Below are 15,350 nucleotides of genomic sequence, written 5' to 3' on the forward strand. Positions count from 1 at the left end.
CCGCACGGTTGAAGCCTCAACCGTGCGGGACCACCGCGGGGTCCGGTTCGAGGAGCGGGGTCAGAGGCCGTAGGTCTCCAGCAGGCGCAACCACACCTCGCTGACCGTGGGGTAGCTGGGCACCGCGTGCCACAGCCGCTCCAGCGGCACCTCGGCGACGATCGCGATCGTCGCCGAGTGCAGCAGTTCCGCGACGTCCTGGCCGACGAACGTCGCGCCCACCACGACGTGCCGGCTCTCGTCGACGACGAGGCGGGCCTTGCCGATGTACCCGTCGGCGAGCAGGGAGGCGCCGGCGACGTCGCTGATCGCGTAGTCCACGACCCGCACGTCCAGGCCCCGCTCACGCGCCTCGGCGGCGCGCAGACCCACCGAGGCCACCTCCGGGTCGGTGAACGTCACCTGCGGGGTCGCCACCCGGGTGGCGGTCGCCGCGTACCGGGACCAGGCGGGGGCCTCGCGGCCCAGCTCGCCGCGGGCGCGGGCGCCGATCGCGTCGCCGACGGCACGGGCCTCGTACTTGCCCTGGTGGGTCAGCTGCACCCGCCCCGAGACGTCACCGACGGCGTGCAGCCACTCGCCCTCGACGCCGGCGACGAGGCCGGTGTCGTCCACGTCCAGGCCGCCGCCGTCCTCCAGGCCCACGGTCTCCAACCCGATCCCCTCCGTGGCGGGACGCCGGCCGGTGGCCACCAGCAGCTCGTCGGCCACCACGCGCGAGCCGTCGTCCAGGACGACCGTGACCTCCCCGCCCGCCCGCGGGCGCTCCACCGACGCCGGGGAGACGCCCAGGCGCACGTCCACGCCGTCGTCGCGCAGCGCGTCCGCGACGAGGTCGCCGGCGAAGTCCTCCTCCTTGCCCAGCAGGGCCGAGCGCACCAGCAGCGTCACCCTCGACCCCAGCCGCGCGTACGCCTGCGCCAGCTCCACCGCGACGGTGCCGCCGCCGACGACGGCGAGCCGGCCCGGCACCGCGTCGGCGCTGGTGGCCTCCCGGCTGGTCCACGGGTTCGCTGCGACCAGCCCCGGCACGTCCGGCAGCACCGGCACCGACCCGGTGGCCAGCACGACCGCGCGCCGGGCCGCCAGGACGGTCGTGCCGTCCTCGCCGCTCACCTCCACGCGCCGCGGCCCGGCGAGGCGGGCGCGCCCGCGCACCAGCTGCAGCCCGGCGGACCCCAGCCACTGCGCCTGCGAGGAGTCGTCCCAGTCGCTGGTGAAGCTCGTGCGCCGGCGCAGCACCGCCGCCGCGTCCAGGCCGCCGGTGACGGCCCCCGCCGCTCCCGGCAGGCGGCGCGCCGCGGCGAGCACGTGCCCGGGCAGGAGCAGCGCCTTGCTGGGCATGCACGCCCAGTAGGAGCACTCGCCCCCCACCAGCTCGTCCTCGACGACGACGACCTCCAGGCCGGTGCGCCCGGCCCGGTCGGCGACGTTCTCGCCCACCGCCCCGGCACCGATGACGACGACGTCGGTCTCCCGCTCGCGTGTGCTCACGCCCTGGACGGTACGCACGCGGCGCCGCGCGCACCACGGGTGGTTGTGGTGTGATCGATCGGTGGGCAGGGCGACGCGGATCGAGTTCAACGCCTCCCCGCGCCCGACGCTGGGCGTGGAGTGGGAGGTGGTGCTCGTCGACCGCCGCACCCGCGACCTGGCCTCGTCCGCGGCGGAGGTCATGGCGGCGGTGGAGCTGCCCGGGCACCCGAGCGGCCCGCGGGTGACCAAGGAGCTGCTGCGCAACACCCTGGAGATCGTCACCGGCGTGTGCGACACGGTCGCGCAGGCCACCGAGGACCTGACGACGTCGCTGGCGGCGATCCGCCGCGTCAGCGACGCGATGGGCCTGGACGTGATGTGCGCGGGAACCCACCCCTTCGGGGTGTTCGACAACCAGCTGGTCTCCGACGACGCCCGCTACGTGGAACTGCTGGAGCGCACCCAGTGGTGGGGGCGGCAGCTGCTCATCTGGGGGGTGCACGTCCACGTCGGCGTGGACTCCGTGCACAAGGTCCTGCCGATCCTGAACTCGCTGCTGAACCACTACCCGCACCTGCAGGCGCTGTCGGCGTCCTCGCCGTACTGGGCGGGGCACGACACCGGTTTCGCCAGCAACCGGTCGCAGATGTTCCAGCAACTGCCCACCGCGGGCCTGCCGTTCCAGTTCGCCACGTGGGCGCAGTTCGAGGGCTACGTCGACGACATGCTCGTCACGGGCGTCATCGACGGGCTGCCCGACGTCCGCTGGGACGTCAGGCCGTCCCCGAGGCTGGGGACCATCGAGGTGCGGGTGTGCGACGGCACGCCGACCCTGCGGGAGCTGCGCGCGGTGACCGCGCTCGTGCACTGCCTCGTCGTGCACCTGGACGGCGAGCTGGAGGCGGGCCGGGAACTGCCGACGATGCCGCCGTGGCACGTGCAGGAGAACAAGTGGCGATCGGCGCGCTACGGCCTGGACGCGGAGATCATCGTGGACGCCGCCGGCCGCGAGCGCCTCGTCACCGACGACCTGGACGACTGGCTGACCCGGCTGGAGCCGGTGGCCCGGCGGTTGCGGTGCGAGGAGGAGCTGCGGCTGGTGGCCGAGATCCCGCGCCGCGGCGCCAGTTACCAGCGCCAGCGGGCGGCGTTCAGCGCAGCGCGCGACGCCGGGTCGGAACAGCCGCTGGTGGACGTCGTGGACTCCCTGGTCGCGGAGATGCGCGAGGGCTGAGGCGCTCCCCGGGGCGCTCCCCGCGCGGCGCGGCCTTGCGCACGGGATCCGCCGGGCGGTAGAAGCGGCGCATGCTGACGATCGGCCTGCTGGGCGGGATGAGCTGGGAGTCCAGCGCCGAGTACTACCGGCTGGCGAACGAACTGGTGCGCGAGCGGCTCGGGGGCCTGCACTCGGCCCGCCTGCTGCTGGCCCCGGTCGACTTCGCCGACGTCGAGCGGTTGCAGGTCGCCGGGCGCTGGGACGAGGCCGGGCAGCTGCTCGCCGGGCTCGCCCGGGGCGTGGAGGCGGCCGGCGCCGACCTGCTGCTGCTGTGCACCAACACGATGCACAAGGTCGCCGACCAGGTGCAGGCGGCGGTGTCCATCCCGTTGCTGCACCTGGCGGACGCGACCGCCGACGCGGTCACCGGCGACGGGATCAGCACGGTCGGGCTGCTGGGCACCGCGTTCACGATGGAGCAGGACTTCTACCGCGACCGCCTGGCTTCCCGCGGCCTGCGCGTCCTGACGCCCGGTGCCGCCGACCGCGCGGAGGTGCACCGGGTCGTCTACGACGAGCTGTGCCTGGGCGTCGTGCGCGAGGAGTCCCGCCGGGCCTACCGGGACGTCATCGACCGGCTGGTCGCGGCCGGGGCGCAGGGGGTCGTCCTGGGCTGCACGGAGATCGAGCTGCTCATCACGGCGAGCGACAACCCCGTGCCGGTCTACCCGACCACCCGGCTGCACGTCGAGGCCGCGATCACCGCCGCGCTCGCGCCGTCCGCGGTCAGCGGCCCACGCACGCCGCCAGGTGCCGGCCGGTGAGGGTGGAGCGGGCGGCGACGAGGTCGGCGGGGGTGCCCTCGAAGACGACGCGTCCGCCGTCGTGGCCGGCGCCGGGGCCGAGGTCGACGACCCAGTCGGCGTGCGCCACGACCGCCTGGTGGTGCTCGATGACGATGACCGAGGTGCCCGAGTCGACGAGCCGGTCGAGCAGGCCCAGCAACTGCTCGACGTCGGCCGGGTGCAGGCCGGTGGTCGGCTCGTCGAGGACGTAGGTCCCGCCCTCCTCGCCCATGCGGGTGGCCAGCTTGATCCGCTGGCGCTCGCCGCCGGACAGGGTGGTGAGCGGCTGACCGAGGGTGAGGTAGCCCAGCCCCACGTCGGCGAGGCGCGCCAGGACCGCGTGCGCGGCGGGGGTGCGCGCCTCGCCGGTGCCGAAGAACTCCAGGGCCTCGCTCACCGGCATCGCGAGCACTTCGCTGATGTCCCTGCCGCCGAGGCGGTGCTCGAGCACCGCCGCCTGGAACCTCTTGCCCTCGCACTCCTCGCACGTGGTGGCGACACCGGCCATCACCACCAGGTCGGTGTAGACCACCCCGGCGCCGCCGCAGTTCGGGCAGGCGCCCTCGGAGTTGGCGCTGAACAGCGCCGGTTTCACGCCGTTGGCCTTCGCGAACGCCTTGCGGACCGGGTCGAGCAGGCCGGTGTACGTGGCCGGGTTGCTGCGTCGCGAGCCGCGGATCGGGCTCTGGTCGATGGACACCACGCCCGCGCCGGCGGGGATCGAGGAGTGCACGAGCGAGCTCTTGCCGGAACCGGCCACGCCGGTGACGACGACGAGCACGCCGAGCGGGACGTCGACGTCGACGTCGCGCAGGTTGTGCGCGTCCGCGCCGCGGACCTCCAGCGTGCCGGTGGGCGTGCGCACCGCGTCCTTGAGGCGGACCCGGTCGTCCAGGTGGCGGCCGGTGAGGGTGCCGCTGCCGCGCAGCCCCTCCACGGTGCCCTCGAAGCAGACGGTGCCGCCCGCCGTCCCGGCCCCGGGCCCCAGGTCGACGACGTGGTCGGCGATCGCGATGGTCTCCGGCTCGTGCTCCACGACCAGCACGGTGTTGCCCTTGTCCCGCAGCCGCAGCAGCAGGTCGTTCATCCGTGCGACGTCGTGGGGGTGCAGCCCGGTCGTCGGCTCGTCGAAGACGTAGGTGACGTCCGTGAGCGCCGAGCCGAGGTGGCGGACCATCTTGACGCGCTGGGACTCCCCGCCCGAGAGCGTGCCGGTCGGGCGGTCGAGGCTGAGGTAGCCGAGCCCGATCTCCGTGAACGCCTCGAGGGACTCCCGCAGGGCCGCCAGCAGCGGCGCGACCCTCTCCCCGTGCCCGTCGAGGCCGCGCACCCAGGCGGCGAGGTCGCTGATCTGCATCGCGCACGCGTCGGCGATGCTGATCCCCCGGATCCTCGACGACCGGGCGGCCTCGCTGAGGCGCGTGCCGTCGCAGGCGGGGCACGTGGTGAACACCACCGCCCGGTCCACGAACGCCCGCACGTGCGGCTGCAGCGCCGCCCGGTCCTTGGCCAGGAACGACTTGCGGATCCGCGGCAGGAGGCCCTCGTACGTGACGTTGACGCCGTCGACCTGGATGCGGGTCGCCTCCTTGTGGAGCAGGTCGTGCAGCTCCTCCTCGGTGTACTCCCGGATCGGCTTGTCGGGGTCGAAGAACCCCGAGCCGGCGTAGATCCGGCCGTACCAGCCGTCGGCGCTGAAACCGGGGATCGTGAACGGCCCCTCGCGCAGCGACCTGGAGTCGTCGTAGAGCTGGCGGGGGTCGATGTCGCTGACCTCGCCCATCCCCTCGCAGCGCGGGCACATGCCGCCGGTGACGGTGAAGCTGCGCCGTTCCTTCACGCTCTTGCCGCCACGCTCGAACGTGACCGCGCCCGAGCCGCTGATCGAGGCGACGTTGAAGGAGAACGCCTGGGGTGAACCGACGTGCGGCTCGCCGAGGCGGCTGAAGAGGATGCGCAGCACCGCGTTGACGTCGGTGACGGTGCCGACCGTGGAGCGGGGGTTGGCGCCCATCCGCTCCTGGTCGACGACGATCGCGGTCGTCAGGCCCTCGAGCACGTCGACGTCGGGCCTCCCCAGCGCCGGCATGAAGCCCTGGACGAAGGCGCTGTACGTCTCGTTGATCAGGCGCTGCGACTCCGCGGCGATGGTGCCGAACACCAGCGAGCTCTTGCCCGAGCCGGAGACGCCGGTGAACACCGTCAGCCGGCGCTTGGGGATCTGGACGCTGACGTCCTGCAGGTTGTTCTCCCGCGCGCCGTGCACGCGGAGCAGGTCGTGGCCGTCGGCGCGCATGCGGCCACGATGGCACCGAACGGCCCGGCGCGGAACACCTCAGCCGCGGACGGCCTCCTCCACCGGGGTGGAGGGCAGGCCGTGCGCGGAGGCGACCTCGGCGCTGGTGAGCCGCCCGGCGTGCGCGGACAGCCCGCGCGCCAGGGCGGCGTCGGACGCCAGCGCCGCCCGCCAGCCGGAGTCGGCGAGCTTCACGACGTACGGCAGGGTCGCGTTCGTCAGCGCGTAGGTGGAGGTGTGCGGGACCGCGCCGGGCATGTTCGCGACGCAGTAGAACACCGACTCCCCCACGGTGAACGTCGGGTCGTCGTGCGTGGTGGGGCGTGAGGACTCGAAGCAGCCGCCCTGGTCGACGGCGATGTCCACCAGCACCGAGCCGGGCCGCATCTGCGCCACCAGGTCGTCACCGACGAGCTTGGGCGCGCGGGCGCCGGGGACGAGGACGGCGCCGATCACCAGGTCCGCGCTGCGCACGGCCCGGGCCAGCTCGAAGGCGTTGGAGGTGATGGTGCGCACCCGGCCGCCGAAGCGGACGTCGACCTCGCGCAGCTTCGGGATCGACAGGTCCAGGACCGTGACCTCCGCGCCCATGCCCAGCGCGATCTGCGCGGCGTTCTGCCCCGAGACCCCGGCGCCGATCACCACCACGTCCGCGCCGCGCACGCCGGGCACACCACCCATGAGCACGCCGCGCCCGCCGGTGGCGGAGGTGTTCGCGCTCATCAGGTGGTAGGCACCCACCTGCGGGGCCAGGCGGCCGGCGACCTCGCTCATCGGCGCCAGCAGCGGCAGGGAGCGGTCGGGCAGCTGCACCGTCTCGTAGGCGATGGCGGTGGTGCGCGAGGCCAGCAGCGCGTCGGTGCACGCCCGTGAGGCGGCCAGGTGCAGGTAGGTGAACAGCACCTGCCCCTCGCGCAGCCGCGCGTGCTCCTGCTCGACCGGCTCCTTGACCTTCAGCAGCAGCTCCGCCGAGCCCCACACCTCGTCGGCGTCGGCGACGACCTTCGCGCCGGCCGCCTCGAACTCCGCGTCCGGCAGGGAGCTGCCCTCCCCCGCGCCCGCCTCGACGAGCACCTCGTGACCGTGGGCGACCAGCTCGTGCACACCGGCGGGCGTCAGCGCCACGCGGTGCTCGCGGTTCTTGACCTCACGGGGAACGCCGACTCGCACTTCGGGCCTCCTGGGACGGGGTGGTGCCTTCCCGACCAGGATGAAGATGCGGCGGGGGGACGGCAACGAACCTGTCGAAGATTCGTTACCGTTCGCGGGTGGACGACGATCCTTCGGGAACCGGACCGCCCGGGGCCCCGCCGCCGAAGAACGTTCGGACGCCCGTGGACGCGGTGGACCGCGCCATCCTGCACGCGCTGGCCGAGGACGGCCGGATCACCAACGCCGCCCTGGCCCAGCGGGTCGGCATCGCCCCCTCCACCTGCCTGCTGCGGGTGCGCGCCCTGCGCGCCTCCGGGGTGATCCGCGGCTTCCACGCCGACGTCGACCCCGACGCCCTCGGCCTGCACCTGCAGGCCATGATCGCCGTGAAGCTCGCCGCCCACGCCCGCGGCAGCATGGGCCCGTTCGTCGCCCGGATGCGCCGGCAGCCGGAGGTCCTCGACGTGTACTTCGTCGCCGGCGCGAACGACTACCTCCTGCACGTCGCGGTCGCCAGCACCACGGCGCTGCGCGACTTCGTCGCCGAGCACCTCTCCCGCGACCAGGACGTCGGCCTCACCGAGACGAGCCTGATCTTCGAGCACACCCGCGCCGCCGGGCGCTCCTGACGCTCCTGCGGGTGCGGGTCCGCCGGCGGGTGCCTAGCGTCGGGGCATGAGCCAGCAGAACGACGAGCCGACCCTGGACGACGTGATCGAGCCGGAGATCGCCGCGCCGCGCGACCGGCAGGAGCACGGCAAGATGCCCGCCCGCCCGAACGACGACGAGCTCGAGATGCGCGTCGAGCACGAGCGTCGCGAGCTCGGCCTGACCGACGACGAGCAGGACGAGGTGCCGCCGGCCACGGACTGACGGGCGCCCGGCGGTGAGCCGGGCCGTCAGGGCCGCGGGTCCTCTAGCGCCGCGGCGAGCGCGCGCGACGCCTGCCGCACGACGCCGGGGTTGGTGTCCCAGTAGTACGGCAGCGCCACCACGGCCTGCCAGGTCGTCCAGCCCCGTCCCCGCAGGACGGAGGCCGCGTCCGCTCCCACCTGCTCCAGGAAGAGGCGGCGGCCCGGGCCGTCGAACACGTCCCAGACCGCTTGCAGGTCGCACGCGGGGTCACCCACGCCCAGGGCGCCGAAGTCGATGACGCCGGTGAGGCGCCCGGAGCCGACGAGGAGGTCGCCCGGCAGGAGGTCGCCCGGCAGGAGGTCGCCGTGCAGCCACTGCCCGGGGCCGTCCCACGGCGGCGCGCGCAGCGACTCCTCCCACAGCCGCAGCACCGCCCGCCCGTCGACCCGGTCCCCCAGCCGGGCGAGGGCGGCGCGGAAGCCCTCGTCCAGCTCGGACAGCGGCGCCCCGCGCACCCCGGGCCGGCGGGGCGGTGCGCCGGAGGTGGGGACCGTCCGCAGGGCCCGCACGAGACCCGCGAGGCCGTCGGCGAGGACCCCCCGGTCGTCGGTGGGGCCGGGGGGCCGGCCGGGCGGCCACCGGTGCACCGGTGCACCGACCAGCCGAACGGGTAGCCCTCCCCGGGGTCCCCCACCGCCACCTGCTCGGGGACCGCCACCGGCAGGTGCGGCGCCAGCACCGGCAGCCACCGCCCTTCCTCCGCCGCCTGGTCGCGACGGGGTTTCCCGCGTCACGGGCCGGGGCCCGGGTCAGGAGGTGAGCAGCCGCGCCACGGGCGGCAGGACGACCGTCATGAGCAGCGCGTTCAGCACCATCGCGGCGCTCGACCACCCCCCGGCGACGTGGGAGTGCGCGAGCGCCCGCGCGGTCCCGATGCCGTGGGAGACGGCTCCGATGGCGAAGCCCCGGGCTCGGCCGTCGTGGACGCGGACCCGGTCCAGGAGCCAGGGGGCCACGGTGGCGCCGAGGATGCCGGAGACGAGGGTGAGCACGAGGGCGAGGGTGGTGTTCGCCCCGATCGTCGCGCCGACGGTGACGGCCACGGGCGTGGTGACGGAGCGCGGCAGCGCGGTGAGCAGGATCTCGTCGTCGACGCCGAAGGCGACCAGGGAGCCGGCGGTGACGGCGACGCTGACGGTCCCGGTGACCAGGAGGGTGACGAGGACGGCGGCGCGGTCGGCCAGCAGCGCGGCGCCGGAGCGCAGCAGCGGCAGGGCGAGCGCGACGGTCGCCGGGCCCAGCAGCAGGGTCAGGATCGAGACGGAGGCAAGGTACTCGTCGTAGCCGATGCCGAGGACCTCCAGGGCGAGGGTGACGGCGATCATCGCGACGAGGACGGGAGCCAGCAGGGCGGGGCGGCCGAGGCGGCGGTGCAGGGCGTCGGCGCCGAGGTAGGCGGCCAGGGTCAGGGCCAGCCCGGACCCGGGGGCGTGGACGAGGGCGTTCACGGCGCCGCCGGGGCGGTGGCGCGGCGGCGCAGCAGCGCCTGCAGCAGGACGCCGGCCGCGACGAGCCCGGCGGCGAAGGAGCCGACGACGGCGACGGCGAGGGGCGCGGCGTTCTCCGCGATGGCGGGCAGCTGCGTGAGCGCGCCGACGCCCGGCGGGATGAACAGCAGCTGCAGGTGCCGCAGCAGCGGGTCGGCGGCGGGCTGGACGCGGGCGACGAGGTCGCGGTGGCGGGCGCCGACGACGAGCAGGACGACGAGGCCGACGACGGCGCCGGGCACGGGCAGGTGGGTGAGCTCGACGAGCAGGGTGCCGAGCAGGTGCAGTCCGAGCAGGAGGGCGAGGGCCGCGAGGGCGGCGGGCACGTGCGGCCCCCACCCGGGGTGGTGCGGGGCGTGCGGGTGCGAGGGTGGATCACCGGGTGCGTTCACCGGGACAGGGTGCCAGCGCGACGGGACCCTCCCCGCCGCTAGGTTGCTTCGCGAGCTAGGTGGTGTCACGATCATCCGCGTGGCCGCTCCCGAGGGCCCCGCCCCCTGGCCCGCGCAGTGGCTGCGCGGCGTGCTGGACCTCGCCGTCCTGGCCGTCGTCGCACGCGGCGAGACGTACGGCTACCGGATCGGCGCCGACCTGGCCGCACTCGGCCTGGGCGTCGTCAAGGGCGGCACCCTCTACCCGCTGCTGGGCCGGCTGGAGGACGCCGGCGACGTCACCTCCACCTGGCGCGAGGGCGATGCCGGCCCGGGCCGCAAGTGGTACTCGATCACCCCGGCCGGCCGCGCCCGGCTGTCCGGCGAGGGCGCGCAGTGGCGCACCTTCGCCCACCTGACCAGCGACCTCGTCGGAGAGGTCACCCCGACCGGAGGCACCCGATGACGAACTCCCCCCGCGGATCCGCTCTCGACCGCTCCGCGCAGCGCTGGTGCGAGGACCTGCTGCTGGCGCTGCGGCTGCGCGACGTGCCGGGCGAGCGCATCGGCGCGGTCCTCGCCGAGGTCCGCGCCCACCTCGCCGACAGCGGCGAGGACCCCGTCGAGGCGTTCGGCGAGCCGGCCCCCTACGCGGACGCCCTCACCACCGGCGCCCCGGCGACGCCCCTGCGCGAGCGCGTCGCGGGGTTCGCGCGCCGGTTCGCGCTCGTCACCGGGATCTGGTGGGCCGTCGGCGGTGCCGGCGCGCTGCTCGCCGGCCAGGCGGCGCGCGTCACCGCACCCTCGCTGCTCGTGTGTGCGCTCGTGGCCGCCGTCGCGCCCGGCCTGGTGGAGCGGGTGGCGACCGCCCGCGGCGGCGCGGCCCTCGCGTGGGCCGCCGGGACCGGCGCGGCCACCTCGGCGCTGGCGATCGCGGGGTCGCTGGTGGACCACCGCACCGACGCGCTGTCGACGCCCCTGCCGGCGCTCGCGCTGCTGCTGCCGGGGCTGGTGCTCGCCCTGTGGGGGGCCCTGTCCGGCAGCTCCCTGCGCCCCGACCCGGTCGTCGACCCGCTGGCGGGCCCGCAGGCCGCGCGGCGGCGACGGCGCAGCGGCACCGCGGCGCTGGGCGTCGCCCGGGGGTGCACGGCCCTGCTGGCCGTGGCCGCCGTCGCGCTCACCGCGTGGGCGTCGTCGAGCTGACGCCCGGCCCCCAGCCGGGTGGTGGGCGGGTCAGGGGAGCCAAGCCGGGCGGGGGCCGGTGCCGAGGCGGTGGCGGGCGGCCTCCTCGGACGGGCTGCACGGCCCGAGCAGCGCCCGGGCGGCCCGCAACTGCCCGCGGGTGCGGGCCAGCCGCACGCGCTCGCGGCGGCCGCGCACCGCACGCCCGGGCACCCCGGCCGCCGGGGCGACCGCGGGCGACAGCAGCAGCTCCCCCGCCCCGGCCAGCCCGGAGTAGAAGACGCCCTCCGCCCGCCCCAGACCCGGCGGGGAGGCGAGGAACCGCCGCAGGTCCGCCGGCACCGGCTCCAGCACGGGCGCGAACCCCGCCAGCGCCTCGGCCAGCTCCGCCTCGCTCGCCGGCAGGTCGGTGGCGCCCAGCGCCTGCGCCGTGCGCGCCCACTCGCGCACGTACGCGTCCGCCCAGGACGGGCCGAAACGTCCCGACAGGTCCGCGCCCAGGCCGCGCTGCGCGGCCAGGAACGCGTCGGTGAAGGCCAGGTGCACCCACCGCAGCAGCTGCGGGTCCCCCGCGGAGTACGCCCGCCCGTCCGCGGTCCCCCCGCGCACCCACCGGTGCACCCCGCGCACGCGCGCCGACTCCCGCTCGGCCAGCTGCGCCGAACCGAACGTGCACACCACCAGCCAGCGGGCGGTGCCGGCCAGCCGTGCCCACGGGTCGTACCGGTAGTCCGAGTGGCCCTGCACCCCCGCCAGCGCCAGCGGGTGCGCCGCCTGCCCCAGCAGCGCGGCGAGGCCTCCGGCGAGGGTGCTCAGCCCGCCGTGCACGGCCCACACCACGCCGTCGGGCTCGAACCAACCGGGCCCCTCCCCCACCAGCGCGATCTCGCGCACCCACCCGGGCGCCCCCGTCGGGTCGCCGGAGACCCGTTCCCGGAAGGTGCGGCGGGCGCGCGCGGGCAGGCCCGTCACGGGCGGCGGGAACAGGGGCACCACCCCGGCAGCCTCACCCGCCGCGCTCCGGCCCGCCAGGCGGAGCGGGTCGGCTCAACCGGTGAAGGACTCCCCCGTCAGCCGCTCGTACGCCTCGACGTACCGCGCCCGGGTGCGCTCGGCGACCTCCTGCGGCAGCGGCGGGGGCGGCGCGTCACCGGCGCGGTCCCAGCCGGAGGCCGGTGAGGTCAGCCAGTCGCGCACGAACTGCTTGTCGAAGCTGGGCTGCGCGCGCCCCGGCTCCCACTCCTCCGCCGGCCAGAACCGGGAGGAGTCGGGGGTGAGGACCTCGTCGCCCAGCACGGTGCGCCCCTCGTGGCGGCCGAACTCCAGCTTCGTGTCGGCCAGCACGATGCCCTGCTCGCGGGCGACGGCCTCGGCGCGCGCGTACACCGCCAGGGTCAGCTCGCGCAGCTCGGCGGCGGCCTGCGCGCCGACGGTGGCCGCGACGTGCTCGAAGGAGACGTTCTCGTCGTGCTCGCCCAGCTCGGCCTTGGTGGCCGGGGTGAAGATCGGCTCCGGCAGCCGGGAGCCGTCCACGAGGCCGCCCGGCAGCGCGATGCCGCACACCGCCCCGGAACCCCGGTACTCCGCCAGGCCCGAGCCGGTGAGGTAGCCGCGGGCCACGCACTCCACGGGGAACATCTCCAGCTCCCGGCACACCATCGCCCGCCCCGCCACCGCCGCAGGCACGTCGGTGGAGACCACGTGGTGGGGCACCAGGTCCGCCAGGCGGTCGAACCACCACAGCGACATCGCCGTCAGCACCCTGCCCTTGTCCGGGATCGGCGTGGGCAGGACGTGGTCGTAGGCGCTGATGCGGTCGCTGGCCACGACGAGCACGAGCCCGCGCTCACCGGACGCCGGCACGTACAGGTCGCGGACCTTGCCGGAGTAGGTGTGCCGCCAGCCGGGCAGGTCCGGCGGGACGGGCAGCTCGGGGGCGCTCACGCGCCGGCCGCCGCTGCCGCGATGTCGGTGCGGAAGTGCCCGCCGGGCAGCTGCACCGAGCGCACCGCCGCGTAGGCGGCCTCGCGCGCCCGCGCGAGGTCCGGGCCGGTGCCCACCACGGACAGCACCCGCCCGCCGGAGCTGACGATGCCGGTGCCGTCGGTCGCCGGGGCCGTGCCGGCGTGCAGGACGTGCGCACCCTCGACGGCGTCGGCGTCCTCCAGGCCGCGCAGCAGCCCGCCCGTCTCGGGGGCCTCCGGGTAGCCGGGGGCGGCGAGCACGACCGTCACCGCGGCGTCCTCGTGCCAGCGCAGCGGCGGGGAGTCCAGCAGCGCGCCCGGGCGCGAGCACGCCAGCAGGACCTGCGACAGCGGGGAGGCCAGGCGCGCCAGGACCACCTGCGTCTCCGGGTCGCCGAAGCGGGCGTTGAACTCCACGACCCGCAGACCGCGCGAGGTCAGCGCCAGGCCGCAGTACAGGACGCCGCTGAAGGGGGTGCCGCGCTTGGCCATCTCCGCCACCACCGGCTGCGCGACCCGCTGCACGACCTCGTCGGCGAGGTCGGCCGGAGCCCACGGCAGCGGCGAGTAGGCGCCCATGCCCCCGGTGTTCGGGCCGGCGTCGCCGTCCAGGGCACGCTTGAAGTCCTGCGCCGGCGCCAGCGCCACGACGCTCTCACCGTCGGTGAGGCAGAACACCGACACCTCGGGACCGTCGAGGAACTCCTCCACCACCACGGGCCCGTGCTCCAGGCAGGTGCGGGCGTGGGCGAGCGCCTCGTCGCGGTCACCCGTGACGACGACACCCTTGCCCGCCGCGAGCCCGTCGTCCTTGACGACGTGCGGGGCACCGAACGCGTCGAGGGCGTCGGCGACCTCGGCCTCGGTGGTGCACACGTGCGCCATGGCGGTGGGCACCGCGGCAGCGGCCATGACCTCCTTCGCGAACGCCTTGGAGCCCTCCAGGCGGGCCGCCTCGGCCGACGGGCCGAAGCAGGCGATCCCCGCGGCGCGCACCGCGTCGGCCACGCCCGCGACCAGCGGCGCCTCGGGGCCGACGACGACGAGGTCCACGCCCAGCCGGCGCGCCAGCGCCGCGACGGCCACCGGGTCCGCGGCGTCCACCGGTTCGCACGGGGCGACCAGGGCGGTGCCCGCGTTGCCGGGGGCGGCGACGACGCGGTCCACCCCCGGGTCGTCGAGGAGGGCGCGCACCAGGGCGTGCTCACGGGCGCCGGAACCGATGACGAGGACGTCCACGGCGACCGAGCCTAGGGCCTGGGCACGGGTGGCCGTGACGGGCGCGTGAGCTGCCCGTGCGCGATGATCAGCCGGTGTCCCGCGCCACGCCGCTCGCCGTCGCCGCCAGGCGCCGGGCGCGCACCGGCTGGCAGCGGTGGAAGGGCTCCTGGTGGCAGATCCTGCAGTGCGGCCTGGGCGCCGGGGTGGCGTGGACGCTCGCGCAGGTGCTGTGGGACCAGCAGTACCCGGTGTTCGCGTGCGTCGCCGTCGTGGTGGCGCTGGGGGTGCAGAACAACCAGCGGTTGCGCCGCGTCGCGGAGCTGGGCACCGGCGTGACGGTGGGGGTGCTGCTGGGCACCGCCGTCGTGCAGCTCATCGGGCGCGGCCCCTGGCAGATCTCCCTCATCGTCGTCACCTCCATGCTCATCGCCCGCTTCCTGGACTCCGGCGTGCTGCTGGTGAACCAGGCCGCCCTGCAGGCGACGTTCATCGTCGCGTTCCCCCCGCAGGACGGCGGCGGGACGGGACGCTGGCTGGACGCTATGACGGGGGTCGCGGTGGCCCTGGCCATCGCGGCGCTGCTGCCCTCGGACCCCACCCGCGACGTGCGCGGGCGGGCGGCCGCTTTCGCCGGCCAGCTCGCCGACCTGCTCGACGACGCCGCGGAGGCGGCGCGCGCCCGCGACGCCGCGGCGGCCCAGGCGGTGCTGGAGCGCGCCCGCGGCACGCAGCGCGAGCTCGACGCGTGGGCGCAGTCCGTCAGCGCCGGCCTGGAGGTGCACCGGCTGTCCCCGCTGCGCCCGGGCGGGCGCCGGGAGATCCTCACCCAGCAGCGCCTGCAGTCCGGCGTGGACCGCGCCACCCGCAACACGCGGGTGGCGCTGCGGCGGATCGCCACCGCCCTGGAGCACGACGAGCAGCTGCCGCCCGCGCTGGCGGGCGTGATGGAGAGCCTGGCCGCGTCGGTGCGCGCGCTGGGGCGGCCGCCCTACCCGGGGGAGACGGCGCCGCCGTCCGTGGCGGCGCTGCAGGAGCTGGCCACGCAGCTGGGCCCGCGCACGCTCGGCGCGGAGTCGCTGTCGGCGACGGTGGTCGTGGCGCAGCTGCGCTCGGTGGTCGTGGACCTGCTGCAGGCGCAGGGCGTGCCGGCCGCGCAGACCCACCGGCTGCTGCCGCGCTGAGCGGCCGCACCCGCCCGGCGGCACGACGGGCGGGTGCGGGCCGG

The 15,350-nt window shown here is 76.0% G+C and carries 16 protein-coding genes and 1 pseudogene; 7 read left to right on the forward strand and 10 right to left on the reverse strand.

Annotation, left to right across the window (positions count from 1 at the left end):
- Window positions 1-60: 60 nt before the first annotated feature.
- A complete protein-coding gene (locus ACRYR8_RS15185) occupies window positions 61-1,494 on the reverse strand; it encodes a dihydrolipoyl dehydrogenase family protein (protein ID WP_432485042.1) in 1,434 nt (477 codons plus the stop codon).
- Window positions 1,495-1,555: 61 nt separating this feature from the next.
- Here ACRYR8_RS15185 and ACRYR8_RS15190 point away from each other — a divergent pair, with 61 nt between their 5' ends.
- Together ACRYR8_RS15190 and ACRYR8_RS15195 are read left to right on the forward strand one after the other, a co-directional pair.
- Window positions 1,556-2,710 carry a glutamate--cysteine ligase gene (locus tag ACRYR8_RS15190; protein WP_432485044.1) on the forward strand — a complete coding sequence of 385 codons (1,155 nt, stop codon included), beginning with the start codon at window positions 1,556-1,558 and terminating at the stop codon, window positions 2,708-2,710.
- 71 nt (window positions 2,711-2,781) lie between these two features.
- Window positions 2,782-3,516 carry an aspartate/glutamate racemase family protein gene (locus ACRYR8_RS15195; RefSeq protein ID WP_432485046.1) on the forward strand — a complete coding sequence of 245 codons (735 nt, stop codon included), beginning with the start codon at window positions 2,782-2,784 and terminating at the stop codon, window positions 3,514-3,516.
- Here the strand turns inward: ACRYR8_RS15195 and ACRYR8_RS15200 are convergent.
- Together ACRYR8_RS15200 and ald are read right to left on the reverse strand one after the other, a co-directional pair.
- Window positions 3,479-5,833 carry an ATP-binding cassette domain-containing protein gene (locus tag ACRYR8_RS15200; protein ID WP_432485343.1) on the reverse strand — a complete coding sequence of 785 codons (2,355 nt, stop codon included), beginning with the start codon at window positions 5,831-5,833 and terminating at the stop codon, window positions 3,479-3,481. The genes ACRYR8_RS15195 and ACRYR8_RS15200 overlap by 38 nt on opposite strands.
- A gap of 39 nt (window positions 5,834-5,872) precedes the next feature.
- Window positions 5,873-7,003, reverse strand: a complete 1,131-nt coding sequence (ald, locus tag ACRYR8_RS15205) for an alanine dehydrogenase (RefSeq protein WP_432485345.1) — start codon at window positions 7,001-7,003, stop codon at window positions 5,873-5,875.
- A 98-nt stretch (window positions 7,004-7,101) separates the two neighbouring features.
- Between ald and ACRYR8_RS15210 the strand changes: the two genes are divergently transcribed.
- Window positions 7,102-7,614 (forward strand): Lrp/AsnC family transcriptional regulator, encoded by a 513-nt coding sequence (locus ACRYR8_RS15210; RefSeq protein WP_432485347.1) that lies wholly within the window; start codon window positions 7,102-7,104, stop codon window positions 7,612-7,614.
- A 46-nt stretch (window positions 7,615-7,660) separates the two neighbouring features.
- Window positions 7,661-7,858, forward strand: a complete 198-nt coding sequence (locus tag ACRYR8_RS15215; RefSeq protein WP_432485349.1) for a hypothetical protein — start codon at window positions 7,661-7,663, stop codon at window positions 7,856-7,858.
- A 26-nt stretch (window positions 7,859-7,884) separates the two neighbouring features.
- On the opposite strand, the gene ACRYR8_RS15220 is transcribed toward ACRYR8_RS15215, so the two are convergent.
- The 4 genes and pseudogenes from ACRYR8_RS15220 to ACRYR8_RS15235 form a co-directional block, all read right to left on the reverse strand.
- Window positions 7,885-8,487 carry a phosphotransferase gene (locus ACRYR8_RS15220; protein WP_432485351.1) on the reverse strand — a complete coding sequence of 201 codons (603 nt, stop codon included), beginning with the start codon at window positions 8,485-8,487 and terminating at the stop codon, window positions 7,885-7,887.
- A 32-nt stretch (window positions 8,488-8,519) separates the two neighbouring features.
- Window positions 8,520-8,579, reverse strand: a pseudogene (locus ACRYR8_RS15225) (hypothetical protein); the annotation flags it as partial.
- 70 nt (window positions 8,580-8,649) lie between these two features.
- Window positions 8,650-9,348 (reverse strand): LrgB family protein, encoded by a 699-nt coding sequence (locus tag ACRYR8_RS15230; RefSeq protein ID WP_432485353.1) that lies wholly within the window; start codon window positions 9,346-9,348, stop codon window positions 8,650-8,652.
- Window positions 9,345-9,779, reverse strand: coding sequence for a CidA/LrgA family protein (locus ACRYR8_RS15235; RefSeq protein WP_432485355.1), 435 nt, complete (start codon window positions 9,777-9,779; stop codon window positions 9,345-9,347). Before ACRYR8_RS15235 ends, ACRYR8_RS15230 begins: the two co-directional genes overlap by 4 nt.
- A gap of 79 nt (window positions 9,780-9,858) precedes the next feature.
- Between ACRYR8_RS15235 and ACRYR8_RS15240 the strand changes: the two genes are divergently transcribed.
- Complete coding sequence (locus tag ACRYR8_RS15240) at window positions 9,859-10,224, forward strand: PadR family transcriptional regulator (RefSeq protein WP_432485357.1); 366 nt, start codon at window positions 9,859-9,861, stop codon at window positions 10,222-10,224.
- Window positions 10,221-10,961: a hypothetical protein gene (locus ACRYR8_RS15245; RefSeq protein ID WP_432485359.1), complete on the forward strand. Its 741-nt coding sequence runs from the start codon at window positions 10,221-10,223 to the stop codon at window positions 10,959-10,961. Before ACRYR8_RS15240 ends, ACRYR8_RS15245 begins: the two co-directional genes overlap by 4 nt.
- A 30-nt stretch (window positions 10,962-10,991) precedes the next feature.
- Here ACRYR8_RS15245 and ACRYR8_RS15250 read toward each other — a convergent pair whose 3' ends face one another.
- From ACRYR8_RS15250 to purD, 3 genes are read right to left on the reverse strand one after another with little or no spacing between them, the layout of a single operon-like run.
- The gene (locus ACRYR8_RS15250) at window positions 10,992-11,936 is read right to left on the reverse strand and encodes an oxygenase MpaB family protein (RefSeq protein WP_432485361.1); all 945 of its coding nucleotides are present in this window, start codon (window positions 11,934-11,936) and stop codon (window positions 10,992-10,994) included.
- Between the two features lie 51 nt (window positions 11,937-11,987).
- On the reverse strand, window positions 11,988-12,884 hold the full coding sequence (locus ACRYR8_RS15255) for a phosphoribosylaminoimidazolesuccinocarboxamide synthase (protein WP_432485363.1): 897 nt from the start codon (window positions 12,882-12,884) through the stop codon (window positions 11,988-11,990).
- Window positions 12,881-14,143, reverse strand: a complete 1,263-nt coding sequence (gene purD, locus ACRYR8_RS15260; protein ID WP_432485365.1) for a phosphoribosylamine--glycine ligase — start codon at window positions 14,141-14,143, stop codon at window positions 12,881-12,883. The genes ACRYR8_RS15255 and purD overlap by 4 nt, the downstream gene beginning before the upstream one ends.
- 74 nt (window positions 14,144-14,217) lie before the next feature.
- On the opposite strand from purD, the gene ACRYR8_RS15265 reads away from it, so the two are divergent.
- Window positions 14,218-15,306: an FUSC family protein gene (locus ACRYR8_RS15265; RefSeq protein ID WP_432485367.1), complete on the forward strand. Its 1,089-nt coding sequence runs from the start codon at window positions 14,218-14,220 to the stop codon at window positions 15,304-15,306.
- Window positions 15,307-15,350: the final 44 nt, after the last annotated feature.

Origin of the sequence: Kineococcus esterisolvens (assembly GCF_050871405.1) — a bacterium.
Classification (GTDB): domain Bacteria; phylum Actinomycetota; class Actinomycetes; order Actinomycetales; family Kineococcaceae; genus Kineococcus.